Origin of the sequence: Actinacidiphila bryophytorum (assembly GCF_016916835.1) — a bacterium.
GTDB lineage: Bacteria > Actinomycetota > Actinomycetes > Streptomycetales > Streptomycetaceae > Actinacidiphila > Actinacidiphila bryophytorum.
In genome coordinates this window covers 445,287-464,003 of record NZ_JAFFIX010000002.1, presented here as the reverse complement: position 1 = coordinate 464,003, position 18,717 = coordinate 445,287, and the positions used below count along the sequence as shown (strand labels likewise).

The following is an 18,717-nucleotide window of genomic DNA, read 5'->3' as shown; positions in this document are numbered from 1 at the left end:
CGGATCAGCCGGATCAGCCGGAGAGCGTGGCGATCAGCTCGTCGCGGCCGTTCACGCGCATCTTGCGGTAGACGGCCTTGAGGTGGTCGTTGGCGGTGTGCGGTGACAGGTCGAGGGTGCGGGCGATCTGCTTGCCGGAGCGGCCCTCCAGGACCTGGTCGACCACGCTGCGCTCCCTGGGGGTCAGGCCGTACCAGGCCGCGACCGCCGGCAGCAGCCGGCCGGTGGCCGCCGCCTGGACGGTGACGGCCACCTCGCCGCGGCGGGCGCCCGCCAGCTGCTGGGCGTGCAGCTCGGCGAAGCCGTCCGCGGTGGGGATGCGGCTGAGGACCGGGCCGCCTTGGCGGCGGGCGGCGGCCGTGAAGTTCCACAGGGTCAGCGACAGGTCCTCGTCGGTGCCGAGGGCCAGGGACGGGAAGCACGTCCGGAGCCAGTCGCGGGCGGTCGGGGTCGCGGAGGCGATGGTGTCGTTCTCGTCGAGGACCAGCACACCGGGTGGCATCGCGGCGGACAGCGGACGCGGTCTGGCGCGGGCGACGTACGCACGCAGCGCGGCGGCCAGGGATGCCGCGACCCGCTGGACGCTGTCGGCGTCGGCTTGCGTGAAGGGCGGGCGTCCCCGTTCGCGCAGCAGGACCAGCGTGCCCCAGTGGGCGGCGCGGTCGACCAGGCCGAACCGCAGCTCGCTGCCCCAGCCGTCCATGGCCATGCTTTCCAGCACCGCCGCGCCGCCCGGCGCCGCGGCGCCCGCGCTGTCCAGCACGACGGCGGCGGCCGGGGGCGCGGCCGGCCTCCGCGGCGGCTCGGGGCGCCGGTCGAACAGGCCGGCTGCTCTGAGACGGCGGAAGTGGGAGCAGGTGTAGCCGTCGTGTTCGACCAGGAAGCAGCCGGCGCCCGTGACCGGGTCGTTGCCGGAGAGCATGTAGCCGTCGTGCGGTACGAGCGCGTGGAGCCGGCGGGTCAGTGCGCTGCCGAGGTCCGCAAGGCTCTCCGCCCGGGCCGCCTGCTGCAGTGCCGCCTGGGCGAAGGACTGCGGCGCGGGGTGCATCGAAGAACTATCGCAACCCGCAACCCCCCAGGTCCAGGGATGGGCGCCGCACGCAGGCCCGCAGGACGATGCTGATCGGCCGGACACGGCGGCGCCCCGCCGCCGGCGCCGAGCCCGATACGGCTGAGCCCGGTATGGCTGAGCCCGATACAGAGGAGTTGATCGTGCGTCGAATCCTGGTGGCTGTCGCCTCCGCCGCCGCGCTGCTCGCAGGCGGTGCGGCGCCGGCGATCGCCGGCACCGCACCCGCAGGAGCCGGGTCGCCCGCGGCGGCACACCACGGCTGGGAGCCCGAGCCGTTCCCGTCCTTCGACGGGGCGGCGGGTCTGCTGTGCGACTTCCCCGTGCACTGGGACGTCGCCCAGAACGAGGTCCGTACGAAGGTCCTGACGACCTACCCGGACGGCACCCCGAAGCGGCAGGTGGCCGCCGGTCCGCTGGTGCTGAACGTCAGCAACGCCGCCACCGGCGCGAGCATCCCGGTGGACGCAGGCGGCAGCGCCCTGATCGACCACGGCACGGACGGCTCCATGGTCTGGCACGTGGTCGGACCGGTCATCGCCCGCTTCCCCGAGGGTTCCAGCAACCTGCCGCGCGGCCTGTACACCATCGACGGCGTCTACCGGATCGCGTTCAGCCCGACCGGTTTCAAGACCGTCACGCTCGTCCACGGCACCGTCCACAACCTGTGCGACGACCTCGGCTGATGCCGACGAGCCGTCGGATCCCGTCCGCCAGGCCCGGGGTCCGGCGGACGGGGTCCGACGGGCGCCGCCCTTAAGGATCGAGGCCCAGTTCCTCCTCGGTCCTGAAGTGCCGGGGCAGGGCAGGGACGGCTGCCGCGGTCACCGCGAGCAGGGCCAGGGCAGCGGCTGCGGCCCATGCGAAGCCGGGGACGTATCCGCGGGTGGCGGAGGTGTGCAGGAAGACCGTGCCGACGGACACCACTCCGAGGACGCCGCCGAGCTGCTCGACGGACTCCAGCACACCGGAGGCCGAGCCCGCGCGGGCCGGCGGTACGTGCTGCAGGGTGATCGCGAACAGCGGCCCCATCAGCATGCCGAGCCCGGTGCCGGTGAGCAGCAGGGTGGGGGCGAGCTGCCAGCCGTGCGTGGCGTCGCCGTAGTGGTGGAGCACCCACGCCGTGCCGGCCGCGCCCGCGGCCAGGGTGGCGCAGCCCGCGGTGACGACGTTCCGGCCGAGCCGCGGGACGAGAGGTTCCGCGAGGGCGGCGACGCCGACGACCATCCCGGCGATCATCGGCAGCGTCGTCAGCGCGGCGGCCGGCGCGCTCATCCCCAGGCCCGCCTGCAAGGTGAGCGTCGCGGACAGCAGCAGGCCGGCCATGACCGCCTCCACCAGCAGGCTGAGCAGCAGCCCCGCCCGGAAGGAGCGGTGCAGGAAAAGGCCCGGGTCGACGAGTGTGCCGCCCGGCCGCCCGGCGCGGGCGAGCTGGTCGCGGGCGAGGAGGGCCAGGACGGGGAGGGCCGCCGCCGGCGACAGCACGCACCACAGCGGCCAGTGCAGCGCGGGTCCCTGGATCAGCGGCAGCACGAGCAGGACGAGCCCGCCGACGGCGAGCGCGGTGCCGCGCAGGTCGAGGCGTACGCGCTCGGGCGAGCCGCCGGGCGGCAGCAGGGCGGCGCCCGCCGCCAGCGCGGCGAGGCTGACGGGCACGTTGAGCAGGAAGATCGGGCGCCAGTCCGCGCCGGGCAGCCCGGCCTGCAGCAGGGCGCCGCCGACGAGCGGTCCTAAGGCCGCGGCGAGCCCGGCCAGCGCGCCGAACAGGCCCATGACGCGGGCGCGTTCGCGAGGTGCGTACATCAGCTGGAGCAGCGAGGTGGCCTGCGGCACCATCAGCGCGGCGGCGGCTCCCTGTGCGACCCGGCCGCCGGTCAGCACCGCGGCCCCTGGCGCGAAGGCGCAGACCAGGGACGCGGCGAGGAATCCGCCGGTGCCGAACAGGAAGGCCCTGCGGTAGCCGATGACGTCGCCGAGCCGCCCGCCGGTGATCAGCAGGACGGCGAAGGGCAGCGAGTAGCCGGCCACCAGCCACTGCACCCCTGCGCTGCTGAGCGAGAAGCCGGCCTGGAGCGAGGGCAGTGCGACGTTGACGGCGGAGGTGTCGACCAGGTCCATCGCGACGGCGAGCATGACGACGGCGACGGCGACGGCCCGCCCGCGCACCGGCGCGGATCCCCGGTCCGGCAGGGGCGAGGCGGGTACGGGCGCTGCGGGTACGGCGGCGGGTGGCATGGCCCCTCCTGGGTGGTGTGGCGGTGCCCGGCATCGGGGGACGCCGGCGCATCGCAGGGAACAAGACTGAACGGTCTAGTCTTGTCTTCTCCCGAAACTAGACGGAACAGTTCCGTCTTGCAAGGGGGTACGATGCGCCCATGCCCGACTCGCCCGCCCCGGACCCCGCTGCCTCCGGTGCCGCCGCCTCCGCCGCCCGCCCGCGCCGCTCGGAGGCCAAGCGGGACGCCATCCTGCGGGCGGCCCTCACCGTCTTCCTGCGGGAGGGCTTCGCCGGTGCGAGCGTCGACACGGTCGCGGCGACCGCGGGGGTCGGCAAGCAGACGGTGTACGCGCACTTCGGCGACAAGGAGAAGCTCTTCCTGGCCGCGGCCCAGGCGGCGGGCGGCCTGCTGGGGGACACGCCCGACGCCTGGCAGAGCCCGCTGCCCGCGACCGGCGACCCGCGCGCGGACCTGACCGCGGCGGGCGTCCGCATCCTGCGGGCGGTCCTCGCCCCGGACGCCGCGGCCCTGCACCGGATGACGATCGCCGAACTGGCCCGGCACCCCGAACTGCAGCGGCTGTGGCGGGAGACCGCCCCGCGCGGCACCCTGGACGACCTCACCGCCTACTTCGCGGAGCGCGACCGGGCCGGCGACCTGGACGTACCGGAACCTGCCCTGGCCGCCCGGCAGTTCGCCCTGCTGCTGGCCACCGAGGGCCGGGTGCGCACCCTGCACGGCACCCAGCCGCTGCCGGACGCGGACTACGCCCGTATCGCGGCCGAGACCGCCGACCTGATCCTGCGCGCGCACCGCCGCACGTAGACGCACCTGGCGGGCTCGCCGACACTTTTCAGGGCGGGAGTGCCGACCAGCAGAGGAGTGCGGCCGTGATATCGGAGCCGGAGCTGACGGGGGGTCCCGACGAGGGCGGGGCCGAGGTGATCAGCGACGCGGACCGGGGGCCGGGCCGGGGCCGGGGCGGGGCGGGGCGGCGGCCGTGGGTCTGGGGCGTCGGCGGGGTGCTGCTGGCCTCCGCGGTGTGGGCGGGCGGGCTGCGGGTGTGGACGGCGCAGCACGGCGGGCCGCCGGACCTGCACGGCTACGTGCTCGGCGACAGCCCGTGCGCGGGCAGCACGCTGCGGCCGCTGACCTCGGCGCTGCACGCGCAGTACAGCACGGCGGTGACGCCGGCCGCGGCCCGGCTGGGGCCCGCGCTGGACCAGATCCGGTGCAGCCTGGCGGTGGGCGCGCCCGACGGCAGCGGCGGCACCGACTCCTTCGACGTCTTCGTCACCATCGACCTGCACAAACGGACCGACCCGCGGGCGGAGTTCGAGGACCAGGCGCAGGTCGACGGCTCGGACCTGACGCCGGTGAAGTCGGTGCGCAAGGTCACCGGGCTCGGCGACGAGGCGGTCGCGCAGACGCTGAGCCGGCTGAGCGAGGAGCTGAAAGTCCTGCACGGCGGTGCGGTGTTCACCCTCACGCTCACCGGATACAGCACCGACTTCGTCTCGGACGACACGCTCGGTGCGCTGCACGGCGGCCCGAAGCATGTCTCCTCGGACGTGGGACGTTTCGAACCCGCGCTGGTCGAGGCGATGCGGAACGTGATGAAAGGTCAGCAGTCGTCCGGGAGTTGACCCGTTGTGGCGGCAATCGCCGCTTCCGTGCGCCCACTTCCGATGAACGCAGAATCTTGCGCAAGAAAGTTACTTTCTCGCAATGATGAGCGTGGATATTGCGGACGGGTGTCCGCGACATTACGGTGCCCCTTGCGTTGACGCTCCACCCCCACCGGTGCAGAACCGGCATTCTGTGTCGAAAGGAGCATGTGATGTTCCGTACGCCCCCGTTCCGTACCCCTCCCCGCACCCGAGGCCGCCTCAGACGAGCGGTCGCCGTCGTCGGCGGCACCGCCCTGCTGACCACCGGCGGTGTGCTCGCGATGAGCGCCGCCGCCCCCGCGTACGCGGCCGCCACCGGCGGCAGCGGCGCCAACCTGCCCTACGTCGAGGTGCAGGCCGAGAACTCCGCCACCAACGGCAGCCAGATCGGCCCGAGTTGGGCCGCGGGCCAGCTCGCGGACGAGGCGTCGTACCGCAAGGCCGTGACGCTGTCGGGCAGCGGGAAGTTCGTCACCTTCACCACCCCGGTGGCGACGAACTCCATCGACTTCCGCTACAGCATCCCCGACGGCTCGGGCGGCTCGGTCTACACCGCCCCGCTGTCCTTCGCCATCAACGGCAGCGCCCAGCCCGACTTCACCCTCACCAACGCCTACAGCTGGTACTACGGCAGCTACCCCTTCACCAACCAGCCGGGCAGCAACCCGCACCACTTCTACGACGAGGTCCACCGGCTGCTGCCGCAGACGTATCCGGCCGGCACCACCTTCACCCTGCAGACCACCGGCGGCAGCGCGGTCACCACCATCGACTTCGCCGACTTCGAACAGGTCGGCGCGGCCCTCCCGCAGCCGGCCGGCTCGGTGTCGGTCACCAGCCAGGGCGCCGACGCGACCGGGTCCGCCGACTCCACGGCGGCCTTCAACGCGGCGGTCAACGCGGCAGGCCCCGGCGGCACCGTGTGGATACCGCCGGGCACGTACAAGATCCCCCGGCACATCACCGTCAACAACGTCACCGTCACCGGCGCGGGCATGTGGTACTCCACGGTCACCGGTGCCGCGCCCGGCTTCTACGGCCTCGGCGAGCCCGACAGCTGCGGTGTCGGCGGCAACCGCGGCACCAGCAGCAACGTGCACCTGTCGAACTTCGCCATCTTCGGCCAGGTCGGCGAGCGCAACGACTGCGACCAGGTCAACGGCATCGGCGGCGCGCTCAGCAACTCCAGTGTCTCGGGCCTGTGGATCGACCACATGAAGGTCGGCGCCTGGATGGACGGGCCGATGGACAAGCTGACCCTCAGCGGACTGCGCATCCGCGACACCACCGCCGACGGCATCAACTTCCACGGCGGGGTGACCAACTCGACGGTCACCAACAGCGAGATCCGCAACACCGGTGACGACGGCATCGCCACCTGGGCGGACTCCGCGCTGGGCGCCGACGCCAACGACACCATCTCCGACAACACCGTCGAGACGCAGATCCTCGCCAACGCCATCGCGATCTACGGCGGCCACGACAACACCGTCAGCGGCAACCTGGTGATGGACACCGGCCTCGCGCAGGGCGGCGGCATCCACGTCGGCCAGCGCTTCACCTCCACGCCGGTCGGCACCACCAACATCACGAACAACACCATGATCCGGGCCGGCAGCCTCGACCCGAACTGGCAGTTCGGCGTCGGCGCGCTGTGGTTCGACGGCAGCCAGGGCGCCATCACCGGCCCGATCAACGTCACCAACGCACTGATCGAGCAGAGCCCCTACGAGGCCGTGCAGTGGGTCGAGGGCACGGTGAGCGGCGTCAACCTCAACAACGTCACCATCGCCGGCACCGGCACCTTCGCCCTGCAGGAACAGACCGGCGGCGCCGCGAAGTTCACAGGAGTCACCGCCACCGGCGTCGGCGCCTCCTCGCCCGTCTACAGCTGCGAGGGCGGCAACTTCGCCGTCACCGACGGCGGCGGCAACTCCGGCATCACCGGTACGCCCTTCTGCGGCGGCTTCCCCGCCCCGGTCTTCCCGCCCTACCCGGCCAGCGGCGTCACCGCCACCCCGGGCGCGCTCAACTTCGGCTCCGTCGCGACCGGTTCGACCAGCGCCGCGCAGACCGTGACCGTCGCCAACCCGACCGGCTCCGCCGCCGCCGTCACCGCGCTGTCCGCCTCCGGCGACTTCGCGCAGACCAACACCTGCGGCAGCTCCGTCCCGGCAAACGGCTCGTGCACCGTCAGCGTCACCTTCAAGCCGACCGCGGCGGGCACGCGTACCGGCACCCTGACCGTCACCGCCGGCGGCAACACCTCCACCGTCACCCTGACCGGCACCGGCACCGCGCCGGGGCCGATCCTCAGCGCCAACCCGGCGAACCTGTCCTTCGGCGGCACCGTCGTCGGCGCGACCGCCACCCCGCAGACGGTGACCGTCACCAACTCCGGCACCACGGCCGCCACCGTCTCGGCCGTGACCGCGACCGGTGACTTCACCCAGACCAACAACTGCTCCTCGATCGCGGTCGGCGCGTCCTGCGCGGTGACCGTCACCTTCAAGCCGACCGCGGGCGGCACCCGCAACGGCACCCTGACGCTGACCGGCAACGCCAACAACAGCCCGACCACCGTCGCGCTCAGCGGCGCCGGCATCGACAGCGCCACGGACGTCGCCGCCGGCCGCCCGGCCACCGCCAGCTCCACCAACGGCACCTTCGCGCCCGGCAACACCACGGACGCCGACGCGTCCACGTACTGGGAGAGCGCCAACGGCGCCTTCCCGCAGTGGGTTCAGGTCGACCTCGGCCAGAACTACAGCGTCGGCAAGGTCACGTTGAGGCTGCCGCCGTCCACCGCCTGGGCCACCCGCACGCAGACGCTGTCCGTGCAGGGCTCCACCGACGGCAGCTCCTTCTCCACGCTGTCGCCCTCGGCGGCGCGGACCTTCGACCCCAACGCCGACAACAACACGGTGACCGTCACCTTCACCGCGGCCACCGCCCGCTACGTACGGATCAACGTCACCGCCAACTCCGGCTGGAGCGCGGCCCAGCTGTCGGGCCTGTCGGTCTACCCGGCCGGCGGCACCAACCCGTCGTCGGCGACCCTCGCGGTCAGCCCGTCCTCGCTCACCTTCGCGGCCCAGGCGCCCGGCACCACCAGCAGCGCCCAGAACCTGACGGTGACCAACACCGGTTCCGCCGCCGCCTCGATCGGCTCGGTCAGCGCCTCGGGCGACTTCTCGCAGACCAACACCTGCGGCAGCTCCCTGGCCGCAGGCGCCGCCTGCACGGTCGCGGTGAAGTTCGCCCCGACCGCGTCCGGCACCCGCACCGGCACCCTGACCATCACCAGCAACGCGACCGACAGCCCCACCACCGTGGCCCTCACCGGCACCGGAACCGGCACGGTCAGCACCAACCTGGCGGCCGGCCGGCCGACCAGCGAGTCCAGCCACACCGACGTCTACCCGTCCTCGAACCTCACCGACGGCAACCAGGCCAGCTACTGGGAGAGCGCCAACAACGCCTTCCCGCAGTGGGCGCAGGTCGACCTGGGCTCCGCCCGGAGCGTCGGCAAGGTCGTCCTGCAGCTGCCGGCCGGCTGGGGCTCGCGCAACGAGACGCTGTCGGTCACCGGAAGTACCGACGGCAGCAGCTTCAGCACCCTCAAGCCGTCCGCGTCCTACGCCTTCACGCCGGGCGCGAACAACACCGTCACGATCACCTTCACCGCGGCCACCGAGCGCTACGTCCGGGTGACGGTCACCGCCAACGACGGCTGGCCCGCGGGCCAGCTGTCCGAACTGCAGGTGTGGAACTCCTGAAACGGGCCTGAAGGGGGCCGCCCGCTGAACGCCAGGGCCGCCGGGTGCACGGGCACCCGGCGGCCCTGTGCACATCCCCGGCGGCCCGCGGCCCTACCAGGTCGGGATGAAACCTCCGTCGATCGTGAAGTCGCTGCCGGTGATGTTCGCGGCCCGGTCGCCGGCCAGGAAGAGCACCAGGTCCGCGACCTCCGCCGGGCGGCTGAAACGGCCCGTCGGCATCCCCTGCGAGGTCTCCGCGACGACGTCCTTCGCCTCGCCGCCGCCGGCCGCCGACACCGTCGCCGCCACACCCCCGCTGCCCAGCCACAGGTCGGTCTCCACCGGCCCCGGGCTCACCGTGTTCAGCCGCACCCCCTTCGGGCCGACCTCCTTCGACAGCGCCTTGGAGAAGGCGACCAGCGCCGCCTTGCCCGCGCTGTAGTCGATGACCAGCGGGTCGGGCAGCGTCGCGTTGACCGACGCGACCGTCACCACGGAGCCGCGCCCCGCCGCCAGCATCAGCGGCAGCGCCGCCCGGGTGACCCGCACCGCGGCCAGCAGGTTCAGGTCGACCGAGCGCAGCCAGTCCTCGTCGGTGACCGACAGGAAGCCGCCGGTACGCACCGGGGCCACCCCCACGTTGTTGACCAGGACGTCGACCTGCCCGCCCGCCGCGTCCACCAGCCGGCCCGCGGCCGCCGGTTCCGCCAGGTCGGCGCGCACCCACTCCACGCTGCCGCCCGCGACCAGCGCGTCCAGCTCCGCCGAGGTACTGCGCGACCCGGCGACCACTCGCGCCCCGGCCCCGGCCAGCGCCGCCACCACGGCCAGCCCGATCCCCTTGCTCGCCCCGGTGACCACGGCCGTCCTGCCCTGCAGCTCGCCACTCATCGTGCGTCCACTCCTCGGTGCGGTGTGCGGTGTCATGCGGTGTGCGGTACACGCTAGGGCCGCCCGGTCCCCGCACGGGGCAGCAACGGCCGGTGTCGTACGCTGACAAGCCCCCGGCCGCCCCGTCCGAGAGGTGACCGCCCATGGCGCCGCCGCCCGACCTCCTCACGCAGCTGCGCGACAGCGCCCGCGAACGGCGGCTGAGCCGGCCCAGGGGGCCGGACCTGGCCGCCGTCGAGGACCTCTCGGGACCCGGTGGCATACCGCTGCGCCGCTACCGGCCCGGCGGCGAAGCGCTGCCGCTGCTGGTCTTCCTGCACGGCGGCGGCTTCGTCTTCTGCGACCTCGACACCCACGACCGCACCTGCCGCCGTATCGCCGCCGCCTGCGACCTGGACGTGCTGGCCGTCGACTACCGCCTCGCCCCCGAACACCCGCACCCGGCCGCGCTGGACGACGCCGTCGCCGTACTGGAGTGGGCGCGGCCCGCCGCGGTCGCCGGCGACAGCGCCGGCGGCTTCCTCGCCGCCGCCGCGTGCCTGGCGCTGCGGGACGCGGGCGGCCCGCTGCCCGGGCTGCAGGCGCTGATCTGCCCCAACACCGACCTGACCCTCGGCCGCCCCTCGATCACCGAGAAGGGCACGGGGCACGGCCTGGACGCCGACATCCTCGCCTTCTTCGTCGCCTCCTACCTGCCCGACCCGGCCGCCCGCGCCGCCGCGAGCCCGCTGCACGCCCCCGACCTCGCAGGGCTGCCGCCCGCCCTGGTCGTCACCGCGGAGCACGACGCCCTGCGCGACGAGGGCGAGGACTACGCCCGGCGGCTCGCCGCCGCGGGAGTCCCGGTACGCAGGCGCCGCGAGGCCGGCCTGCCGCACGGCTTCATCCAGGGCATGGACCTCACGGACCCGGCCGCCGCCGCGGCCCACGACCGCGTCTTCGCCGACCTGCGCGACCTCGTACCGCGGCACTGACTACGCTCGGGGCATGCCCGACGCCGACGACGTCCGCAGGATCGCCCTGTCCTTCCCCGGGACGGTGGAGAAGGAGCTGTGGAACATCCCGACCTTCCACGTGGCCGGCCGGATGTTCGTCACCGTCCCCGACGACGCCACGTCCTTCGCCGTCCGCTGCCCCCGCGCCGAACGCGCGGAACTCATCGCATCGGAGCCGGCCAAATTCTGGGTCCCCGCCCACGAGGCCCACTCCTCCTGGGTCCGCGCCCGCCTTGCCGCCCTCGACGACATGGCGGAACTCCATGACATCCTGCTCGACTCGTGGCGGCAGGCGGCGCCGTCCGACCTGGTGTGAATTTCTCGGCGCACCGCAGAGAACTGCTCGCGGTGACCGTCAGGAAAAACGGACGCGGGTCCGCACCCGAAGGCGCGGACCCGCGTCGAACCGATGTGCCGTACGTCAGGCGGGAACGATGTTCTCCGCCTGCGGGCCCTTCTGGCCCTGCGTGACGTCGAAGCTCACCTTCTGGCCTTCCTGCAGCTCACGGAAGCCGGAGGCGGCGATGTTGGAGTAGTGGGCGAACACGTCGGCGCCGCCGCCGTCCTGCTCGATGAAGCCGAAGCCCTTTTCCGAGTTGAACCACTTCACAGTGCCAGTAGCCATTTTTCTTGATTCTCCTTGGGGCAAAACCGCCGGGCTCGCACTGAACAGCTTCGGGAAAGCTTCGGGAACCACGACTGCAACTGCTTCCACCGTAGCACGGCGCAACCGGCCAGGCGCGGGATGTCATTTCACGGTTCCCGCCACGCCGTGAATTCTCGGTGCGGATTTCGCTGTTTTTCCCGGCGCCGGCAGCGGTGGTGGCTGCCGCCCGGCCGTTCTCACGCCTGCGCCGCGTGCAGGATCGCGCGGACCTGGGTGTCGTACAGGGGCACCGGGTCGAGGCCCATGGAGCTGAAGTTGCCCTCGATCTCCAGGCTGACCAGTCCGTGCAGCCCGGCCCACAGGGAGGTGGCGAGCGCGGCGGCGGCGGTCGGCGGGGCGCTGCGGGGGAGCAGCGGGGTCACGGCCTCGACGGCGACGGTCATCGCCGGCTGCGACGCCTCGACCAGGGCGGGGGCCTGCGGGTCGTAGCCGAACAGCGGGGCGCGGAAGAGCAGGCGGTAGCGGTGCGGCTCGGCGACGGCCCATGCGCGGTAGGCGGTGACCAGGCCCGCGAGGCGGTCGTGCGGCTGGTGGGCGGGCTCGGCGGCGGCCAGTGCGGCGCCCATGGCGGCGGCCAGGTCGTGGTAGGCGTCGACGATCAGGTCGGTGAGGAGGGCCTCGCGGTTGGCGAAGTAGCGGTAGAGGGCGGGTCCCGACATGCCGAGGCTCTTCGCGATGGCGTTGAGGGAGAGGGCCTGGGCGCCGCCTTCCGCGAGCTGCCGCAGCGCCAGCGCCTTCGCCTCGTCGCGGATCTGCCCGCGGAAGCGCGCCCGCGGACTGCTGTCCCGTACGCCGGTGCCGCCGGTGCCACCGGTGCCGTCAGCGCCGGCCGGCCCGGGTGCGGCGGGGGCGCCGGGCGCCGCGGAGCCGCTCGTCGCGGGGTTCGCCTTCGTCATGGGCTGCTCCTTCTGCTGGACCCTCTGCGGTTCGCATCGAGTACGTGGGAACACTAGATGCACTCTCGTTGGTTATAGGCTATAACAAAAGCAAGAGCTTCTCCCGAAAGGGAGATCCACTCCCGAAGGGGAGACCCCGTCCGTGCGGGACGCCCCCCGCCCCCGACCGCCTGGAGGCAGCCGCCATGCCCACGCCCGCCACCCCCGACACTCCCGCAACGCCCACCACCCCCGCCGTGCGCGCCACCGAAGTCGTCCTGCCGGCCGTCGGCGAGCCGGAGTCGCTGCGCCTGCGCACCCGCGACCTGCCGCAGCCCGGCCCCGGCCAGGCCGTCGTCCGGGTCGAGGCGAGCGGCGTGTCCTTCGCCGAGCAGCAGATGCGCCGCGGCAAGTACTACGACCAGCCGCCCTTCCCCTTCGTCCCCGGCTACGACCTGGTCGGCGTCATCGAGCAGCTGGGCACCCCGCCCCAAGGCCAGGACCCCGGCCACCCCGCCGACCTCGGCGTCGGCCGCCGGGTCGCCGCACTCACCAAGACCGGCGGCTGGGCCGACCGCGTGCTGCTGGAGACCGCCGACCTCGTCCCCGTACCCGACGGCGTGGAGCCGGCCGCCGCCGAGACCGTCGTCGTCAACGGCGTCACCGCCTGGCGCATGCTGCACCGCACCGCCCGCGTCCGGCCCGGCGCGACCGTCGTCGTACTCGGCGCGGCGGGCGGCGTCGGCACCACCCTCGTCCAACTCGCCGTCCACGCCGGCATCAAGGTCATCGGCACCGCCGCACCCCGCACCCACGACCGGCTCCGCGCACTCGGCGCCACCCCCGTCGACTACCACGCCGACGTACCCGCGGCGGTCCGCGAACTGGCCCCCGACGGTGTCGCGGCCGTCTTCGACCACGTCGGCGGCCCCGGCATCCGCGACTCCTGGCGGATGCTCGCCCCCGGCGGCACCCTCGTCTCCTACGGCAGCGCCGCCACCCGCGACGTACCGGGCAACGCGGCCCTGCCGGTCCTCAAGCTCGTCGCCCGCCTCCTGCTCTGGAACGCCCTCCCCAACGGCCGCCACGCCCACTTCTTCAACCTGTGGGCCGGCAAGTCCCGGCACCTGGACCGCTACCGCGCACAGCTGCGCGACGACCTCGGCCAGGTCTTCGCCCTGCTCGCCGACGGCACCCTGACCGCCCAGATCGACCGCGTCTTCCCGCTGGAGCAGGCCGCGGCGGCCCTGCGGCACGCCGAGTCCGGCGGCATCACCGGCAAGGTCGTCCTGCAGCCGTGACCGCGCCACGGCCGCTTCATGACCGCGACGCACCGCAGGCCCCGACCGCATCGGAGCGGTCGGGGCCTGCGGCTGCAGAAACCGGGGAGACCGGCGGGCGCCGGTCAGGGAGTCAACGGGTGCGGATCAGTGCTCGACCCACTGCGACCACGGCATGTTCCAGCCGTTGAGGCCGTTGCTCGGCTGGATCACCTTGTCGGGGGAGTTCACGACCTGGACGACGTCGCCGATCAGCGAGTTGTTGTAGAACCAGGCAGCCGGGGTGCTCGGGTCGCCGCCGCCCTTGACGTCGTGCAGGCCGACGCAGCCGTGGCTGGTGTTCTCGTGGCCGAAGACCGAGGTGGGCCGCCAGTAGTTGCCGTGCGCGAAGGTGCCGGAGTCCGACAGCCGCATGCCGTGCGGGACGTCCTTGATGTGGTAGGCGTTGCCCAGACCCACGGTCTGGGAGTCCATGTCCACCACCTTGTCCTTCTCCTCGATCACCATCTTGCCGTTGTACGTGGTGTGCTGCGCGTCACCGAGGCTGGCGGGGTAGGTCTTGAGGAGCTTGCCGTCGCGGTAGATCGTCAGCGTCTTCTTGGTGTTGTCCGCGACGGAGGTCTGCGAGCGGCCGATGGTGAAGGACACGTCCTTGTACTGCGCCCCGTAGGTCGTCTTGGACGTCTTCACACCGTCGAGCTTGAGGTGCAGCGTCACCTTGGTGCCGGGCTTCCAGTACTGCTCGGGCCGGAAGTCGATGCGCTGCGAGCTGAACCAGTGGCCCTCGACCGGCTCGCCGGTGCTGGCGGTGACGGTGATCGCGTGCCGTACGTCGGCCTGGTTGGTGACCGCCTTGTTGAAGCGGATCGACACCTCCATGCCCACGCCGTACGTCGCACCCGCATCGACGTTGAAGATGCCGTAGTTGGTCGCCGAGGCCGCGGGCGTCAGCGTCGTGAACGTCGACTGCTGACTGGCCGCCTTGCCCGCCGAGTCCGTGGCGGTGGCGGCGACCGAGTAGGTGGTGTGGGTGCGCAGCACGCCCTTGGGCACCCAGCTGGCGCCGTCGGCGGATATGTCGCCCTCGACCGCGGTGCCGTCCTTGGCCGTCACGGCCACCTTGGTCAGCTTGCCCTTGGCCGCGGATATCTTCAGCGCACCCGAGGTGTCGACCCCGGTGGCGCCGTTCGCGGGCAGCACGGTGACCGTCGCCTGCGAGGCGTTCGCCGCCGCGGCGCCGCCCGAGGACGAGCCGCCCTTCCCGTCCTGCTGCGTGCTGGAGTGCGCGTCCGCGTTCCCCCCGCAGGCCGCAGCGCCGAGCAGCACGGCCCCCAGCGCCAGCGCCATGAGCCCCTTCCTGCCCCGAGTCCCCCGTACACCCCAGGCGCCCCGGTTCCCCACGGCAGCCCCCTCCACCCTGGTGGCGGTGTCGGCCGCCGTCTGCTCCGTCATCACTCGTGTCTCCCCATTTCCGCAAAGGTCGCACTCTAGGAGACCGCATCCGGGGTCCATGGTTGCGGCTGTTGCATGACTGATACGTCACGTTCCCCGGCGCCATTCACCCGGGGTCCCGTTTCCCGACATCCGGCGGGGGGAGGGGTGGCCCGCGGGAGCGGTGGGACGGCGTTGTTCCGTAAACGTTGCCGGTTCTCTTGACAGGGCGGAGGACGGGGGAAGACGCTCCTGAGAGCGCTCTCACCTCCCCCCAACCCGGTACCGCGGCAAGGCCAGTTGCGGTACCGCCCCCCACCGGAGAAGGAGTACGACCGCATGTCGATCACAGGCAAGCGAGTGCGGCCGCCGGGCCGCTCGCAGGTCAGGCGGTTCGGGATCGGGCTGCTGGCCGCGGCCGCTGTGGCGGCCGTCACACTGGCAGGTTCCGGCCAGGCGACGGCCTCCGGGGCTGCGGCTGCCGGAAACGCTTCCGGAAGCGCGGGCCAGTCGGTCCAGGCCGCGCAGGCCGCCGCCGTACAGCCCGCCGCGGTGCCCGCCGCGCCCACCGGGTTCACCACCACCTGGAGCGACGACTTCAGCGGCGCCGCCAACACCGGGCTGAACACCGACACCTGGCGTTACGACGCAGGCGCCGGCTGGACCTTCGGGACCGGCGAGATCGAGACCATGACCAACAGCACGGCCAACGTCTACCAGGACGGCAACGGCCACCTGGTGCTCAAGGCCCTGCACACCGGCAGCGACCCGGCCGCGAACTGGACGTCGGGCCGGGTCGAGACGCAGGCGGACGGCTTCGGCGCCCAGCCGGGCGGCGTCGTCCGGATGCAGGCGTCGATCCAGCAGCCCGACGTGACCACCGCCAACGGCGCCGGCTACTGGCCGGCCTTCTGGATGCTCGGCTCACCGCTGCGGGTCGAGGTTCCGTGGCCAGGGTCCGGCGAGGTCGACATCCTGGAGGACATCAACGGCCGCAGCTCCGTGTTCGGCACCCTGCACTGCGGTGTCGGCTCCGGCGGCCCCTGCAACGAGACCAGCGGCGTCGGCAGCGGCGAAAGGGCCTGCTCCGGCTGCCAGACCGGCTATCACACCTACGCCGTCGAGGTGGACCGCTCGACCTCGCCCGAGCAGATCCGCTGGTACCTGGACGGCGCGAACTACTTCACTCTCAGCTCCAATCAGGTGGACGCGGCGGCCTGGGCCAACGCGGTCGACCACAGCTTCTACATCATCTTCGACCTGGCGATCGGCGGCGGCTTCCCCGCGGCCTTCGGCGGCGGCCCCAACGCCGCCACCGTCTCCGGCGGGCAGATGAACATCGACTACGTGGCCGTCTACAACAAGTCGCCCGACCACGGCACCAACGTGGCCAAGGGCAAGCCGACCACGTCCTCGTCCAACGAGAGCGCGGCCTTCCCCGCGTCCAACGCCACCGACGGCGACATCACCACCCGCTGGTCGAGCGGCTTCTCCGACCCGCAGTGGCTGCAGGTCGACCTCGGCCAGAACTACGACCTCAACCACGCGACCCTGACCTGGGAGGCGGCGGCAGCGTCCGCCTACCAGTTGCAGACGTCCACCGACGGCAGCAACTGGACGACCGTCTACAGCAACAACAACAGCCCGGCAGACATCCAGGACACCAACCTGTCGGCGACCGCCCGCTATGTGCGGGTCTACGCCACCGCCAGAGCCTCGCAGTACGGCGACTCGCTCTACGAACTCGCCCTGTACGGCAGCCCGTCGTCCGGCGGCGACTCCGGCGGCACCACCGGCGGCTCGGGCGGCCCGGCGACCCTGCTCTCGCAGGGCAGGACCGCGACCGCCTCGTCCTCGGAGAACGGCAGCTTCACCGCCCCCATGGCGGTGGACGGCAACACCGGCACCCGCTGGTCGAGCGCCTTCTCCGACCCGCAGTGGCTGCAGGTCGACCTCGGCGCGAGCCACAGCATCAGCCAGGTCGTGCTGAACTGGGAGACGGCCGCGGCCAAGTCCTTCCAGATCCAGACGTCCGCCGACGGCACCAACTGGACCACCGTCTACAGCACCACGACCGGCACCGGCGGCAACCAGACCGTCCCGGTCACCGGCACCGGCCGCTACGTCCGGATGAACGGCACCGCCCGCACCACCCAGTACGGCTACTCCCTGTGGGAGTTCCAGGTCTACGGCACCTGACCCGCACCCCCGGCCGCCCCGGTGCGCACCCGCGCACCGGGGCGGCCCCGTCTCCGTAGGGCAAGAGCCCCGTACGGCCGCGTACCGCTCGCGGCGTACGACCGGCGCGGGCACGATGGCCGGGCGGGTACACCTGCGGGCGGATGCCTGCGGCCGGCGACGAGACGGGAGGGCGATGTGGACGGGTCCCCGGCGCCGGACGGCGCCACGCCGGACGTCTTCCCCGCGCTGCCGCTGGAGGCCTGGCGGGACACCAAGGAGACGCTGCACCGCTTCGTGCAGGTCGTCGGCAAGATCCGGCTGGCCGGCAGCCCCCGCCGCAACCACTGGTGGAACGTGCCCTTCCACCTGACCGGGCAGGGGATCACGACCCGCCCGATGGGCCTGGTGCGCGGCGGCGACGCCTTCTGCATCGACTTCGACTTCGTCGCGCACCGCCTCGTGGTGCGCACTCTGTCAGGGCGCGAGACCTCCTTCCCGCTGACCGGGCGCTCGGTCGCCGACTTCTACCGGGACACGGTGACCGCGCTGGTCGCGCTCGACATCGACGCGGCCCCCGAGCACCCGTACCCGTACGACCTGCCCGACGCGCGCCGCCCCTTCGCCGAGGACCACGAGCACCGCAGCTACGACCCGGCGGCGGTGACCGCGTACTGGCGCATCCTGAGCCAGGTGAACCTGCTCCTGGAGCAGCACGCGGCCGGCTACTCCGGGAAGACCAGCCCGGTGCACCACTTCTGGCACACCTTCGACATCGCGGTGACCCGCTTCTCCGAGCGCGAGACCACCCCGCCGCCCGGCACGGACCCGGTCACCCGGGAGGCGTACTCGCGCGAGGTGATCAGCGCGGGCTTCTGGTTCGGCGACGACACCGTGCCCGCGCCCGCCTTCTACTCCTACACCGCCCCCGAGCCGCCCGGCCTCGCCGACCTCCCGCTGCGGCCGGAGGCCGCCCGGTGGTCGCCGGTCCGCGGCAGCCACATGGCGCTGCTGATGTACGACGACGCCCGCGCGGCGGCCGACCCGTGGGGCACGGTGCTGGACTTCTTCGACAGCGCCTACCGGGCGGGCGCGGAGCTGACCGGCTGGGAGCGGCGCCGCGAGTGCCCTGGCGGGATCACGGACCCGCAGCTGCGGCCCGCTCAGTAGTGCCAGTGCGGCTGCCCCGACACGATCTTGCAGGTGATGGCGCGGCCGTCGGCGTCGGTGGTGGTACGTCCCAGGTCCGCCTTGCGGCAGTACTGGCCGGCCTTGTAGCAGTTCCCTGCGTTGGAGCGGATGCTGCACAGCGCGGGCTTGGGCGGTGCGCTCGTGTGGTGCACGGGCGGCGGGGTGGTGCGGTGCACCGGCGGGCGGGTCGTCGCGTGGACGGCCGGGGCGGTGGTGGGCGGTGCGGCCGTGGGCGAGGGGGCGGCGGTCGTCGTCGGGCTGGAGGCCGGGGTCGGCGCCTCGGTGGTGGCGGACGGTGACGCCTCGGTCGTCGTGGCGACGGCACTGGTCGTCGCCGACCCGTGCCCCGCGTCCTGGACCCCGGCAGGCCCGCACGCCCCGAGGACGAGCGCGGCGAACCCTATTGCGACTGCGACACCTGTGCGACTGCGTTTCATGGCCCGCACCGTAGGAGCGCCCCCGAGGCGTCCGGGCCGGAACGGGCGCAGCT

16 protein-coding genes are annotated in these 18,717 nt (G+C 72.9%); 9 read left to right on the top strand and 7 right to left on the bottom strand.

What is annotated here, in order from left to right; all coding sequences use genetic code 11:
• Positions 1-13: 13 nt before the first annotated feature.
• Entirely contained in the window at positions 14-1,048 is a 1,035-nt protein-coding gene (locus tag JT723_RS34890) for a helix-turn-helix transcriptional regulator (protein ID WP_240165055.1), read from the bottom strand.
• Positions 1,049-1,212: 164 nt separating this feature from the next.
• On the opposite strand from JT723_RS34890, the gene JT723_RS05215 reads away from it, so the two are divergent.
• A complete protein-coding gene (locus JT723_RS05215; protein ID WP_205043186.1) occupies positions 1,213-1,755 on the top strand; it encodes a hypothetical protein in 543 nt (180 codons plus the stop codon).
• A 70-nt stretch (positions 1,756-1,825) separates the two neighbouring features.
• On the opposite strand, the gene JT723_RS05210 is transcribed toward JT723_RS05215, so the two are convergent.
• The gene (locus JT723_RS05210) at positions 1,826-3,304 is read right to left on the bottom strand and encodes an MFS transporter (protein ID WP_205043185.1); all 1,479 of its coding nucleotides are present in this window, start codon (positions 3,302-3,304) and stop codon (positions 1,826-1,828) included.
• Positions 3,305-3,444: 140 nt separating this feature from the next.
• Here JT723_RS05210 and JT723_RS05205 point away from each other — a divergent pair, with 140 nt between their 5' ends.
• The 3 genes from JT723_RS05205 to JT723_RS05195 all read left to right on the top strand — a co-directional run bounded on the left by JT723_RS05205 (position 3,445) and on the right by JT723_RS05195 (position 8,737).
• A complete protein-coding gene (locus JT723_RS05205) occupies positions 3,445-4,113 on the top strand; it encodes a TetR/AcrR family transcriptional regulator (protein WP_205043184.1) in 669 nt (222 codons plus the stop codon).
• A gap of 65 nt (positions 4,114-4,178) precedes the next feature.
• The gene (locus tag JT723_RS05200) at positions 4,179-4,934 is read left to right on the top strand and encodes a hypothetical protein (protein ID WP_205043182.1); all 756 of its coding nucleotides are present in this window, start codon (positions 4,179-4,181) and stop codon (positions 4,932-4,934) included.
• A 194-nt stretch (positions 4,935-5,128) separates the two neighbouring features.
• Positions 5,129-8,737, top strand: coding sequence for a choice-of-anchor D domain-containing protein (locus JT723_RS05195; RefSeq protein ID WP_205043180.1), 3,609 nt, complete (start codon positions 5,129-5,131; stop codon positions 8,735-8,737).
• Positions 8,738-8,830: 93 nt separating this feature from the next.
• On the opposite strand, the gene JT723_RS05190 is transcribed toward JT723_RS05195, so the two are convergent.
• Positions 8,831-9,610 (bottom strand): oxidoreductase, encoded by a 780-nt coding sequence (locus JT723_RS05190; protein ID WP_205043178.1) that lies wholly within the window; start codon positions 9,608-9,610, stop codon positions 8,831-8,833.
• 143 nt (positions 9,611-9,753) lie between these two features.
• On the opposite strand from JT723_RS05190, the gene JT723_RS05185 reads away from it, so the two are divergent.
• Positions 9,754-10,584 carry an alpha/beta hydrolase gene (locus JT723_RS05185; protein WP_205043176.1) on the top strand — a complete coding sequence of 277 codons (831 nt, stop codon included), beginning with the start codon at positions 9,754-9,756 and terminating at the stop codon, positions 10,582-10,584.
• 13 nt (positions 10,585-10,597) lie between these two features.
• Positions 10,598-10,921 (top strand): MmcQ/YjbR family DNA-binding protein, encoded by a 324-nt coding sequence (locus JT723_RS05180; RefSeq protein WP_205043174.1) that lies wholly within the window; start codon positions 10,598-10,600, stop codon positions 10,919-10,921.
• 105 nt (positions 10,922-11,026) lie between these two features.
• Here the strand turns inward: JT723_RS05180 and JT723_RS05175 are convergent, their stop codons facing one another.
• Together JT723_RS05175 and JT723_RS05170 are read right to left on the bottom strand one after the other, a co-directional pair.
• The gene (locus JT723_RS05175; RefSeq protein WP_018489699.1) at positions 11,027-11,230 is read right to left on the bottom strand and encodes a cold-shock protein; all 204 of its coding nucleotides are present in this window, start codon (positions 11,228-11,230) and stop codon (positions 11,027-11,029) included.
• A 218-nt stretch (positions 11,231-11,448) separates the two neighbouring features.
• Complete coding sequence (locus tag JT723_RS05170; protein WP_205043172.1) at positions 11,449-12,168, bottom strand: TetR/AcrR family transcriptional regulator; 720 nt, start codon at positions 12,166-12,168, stop codon at positions 11,449-11,451.
• A 185-nt stretch (positions 12,169-12,353) separates the two neighbouring features.
• Here JT723_RS05170 and JT723_RS05165 point away from each other — a divergent pair, with 185 nt between their 5' ends.
• Entirely contained in the window at positions 12,354-13,448 is a 1,095-nt protein-coding gene (locus JT723_RS05165; RefSeq protein WP_205043170.1) for a medium chain dehydrogenase/reductase family protein, read from the top strand.
• Between the two features lie 126 nt (positions 13,449-13,574).
• Here JT723_RS05165 and JT723_RS05160 read toward each other — a convergent pair whose 3' ends face one another.
• Positions 13,575-14,774 carry a L,D-transpeptidase gene (locus tag JT723_RS05160; protein WP_240165054.1) on the bottom strand — a complete coding sequence of 400 codons (1,200 nt, stop codon included), beginning with the start codon at positions 14,772-14,774 and terminating at the stop codon, positions 13,575-13,577.
• Positions 14,775-15,197: 423 nt separating this feature from the next.
• On the opposite strand from JT723_RS05160, the gene JT723_RS05155 reads away from it, so the two are divergent.
• On the top strand, positions 15,198-17,057 hold the full coding sequence (locus tag JT723_RS05155; RefSeq protein WP_205043167.1) for a galactose-binding domain-containing protein: 1,860 nt from the start codon (positions 15,198-15,200) through the stop codon (positions 17,055-17,057).
• A 177-nt stretch (positions 17,058-17,234) separates the two neighbouring features.
• On the top strand, positions 17,235-18,206 hold the full coding sequence (locus JT723_RS05150) for a DUF5996 family protein (protein ID WP_205043166.1): 972 nt from the start codon (positions 17,235-17,237) through the stop codon (positions 18,204-18,206).
• Here JT723_RS05150 and JT723_RS05145 read toward each other — a convergent pair.
• On the bottom strand, positions 18,200-18,664 hold the full coding sequence (locus JT723_RS05145) for a hypothetical protein (RefSeq protein ID WP_205043291.1): 465 nt from the start codon (positions 18,662-18,664) through the stop codon (positions 18,200-18,202). The genes JT723_RS05150 and JT723_RS05145 overlap by 7 nt on opposite strands.
• Positions 18,665-18,717 lie beyond the last annotated feature (53 nt).

Excerpts from the sequence above, each read along its gene's own strand:
- JT723_RS05160 (WP_240165054.1), bottom strand. The coding sequence starts at position 14,774 with ATGGCGCTGGCGCTGGGGGCCGTGCTGCTCGGCGCTGCGGCCTGCGGG.
- JT723_RS34890 (WP_240165055.1), bottom strand. The coding sequence starts at position 1,048 with ATGCACCCCGCGCCGCAGTCCTTCGCCCAGGCGGCACTGCAGCAGGCG.
- JT723_RS05145 (WP_205043291.1), bottom strand. The coding sequence starts at position 18,664 with ATGAAACGCAGTCGCACAGGTGTCGCAGTCGCAATAGGGTTCGCCGCG.
- JT723_RS05210 (WP_205043185.1), bottom strand. The coding sequence starts at position 3,304 with ATGCCACCCGCCGCCGTACCCGCAGCGCCCGTACCCGCCTCGCCCCTG.
- JT723_RS05170 (WP_205043172.1), bottom strand. The coding sequence starts at position 12,168 with ATGACGAAGGCGAACCCCGCGACGAGCGGCTCCGCGGCGCCCGGCGCC.
- JT723_RS05155 (WP_205043167.1), top strand. The coding sequence starts at position 15,198 with ATGTCGATCACAGGCAAGCGAGTGCGGCCGCCGGGCCGCTCGCAGGTC.
- JT723_RS05180 (WP_205043174.1), top strand. The coding sequence starts at position 10,598 with ATGCCCGACGCCGACGACGTCCGCAGGATCGCCCTGTCCTTCCCCGGG.
- JT723_RS05165 (WP_205043170.1), top strand. The coding sequence starts at position 12,354 with ATGCCCACGCCCGCCACCCCCGACACTCCCGCAACGCCCACCACCCCC.
- JT723_RS05195 (WP_205043180.1), top strand. The coding sequence starts at position 5,129 with ATGTTCCGTACGCCCCCGTTCCGTACCCCTCCCCGCACCCGAGGCCGC.
- JT723_RS05185 (WP_205043176.1), top strand. The coding sequence starts at position 9,754 with ATGGCGCCGCCGCCCGACCTCCTCACGCAGCTGCGCGACAGCGCCCGC.
- JT723_RS05190 (WP_205043178.1), bottom strand. The coding sequence starts at position 9,610 with ATGAGTGGCGAGCTGCAGGGCAGGACGGCCGTGGTCACCGGGGCGAGC.
- JT723_RS05205 (WP_205043184.1), top strand. The coding sequence starts at position 3,445 with ATGCCCGACTCGCCCGCCCCGGACCCCGCTGCCTCCGGTGCCGCCGCC.
- JT723_RS05175 (WP_018489699.1), bottom strand. The coding sequence starts at position 11,230 with ATGGCTACTGGCACTGTGAAGTGGTTCAACTCGGAAAAGGGCTTCGGC.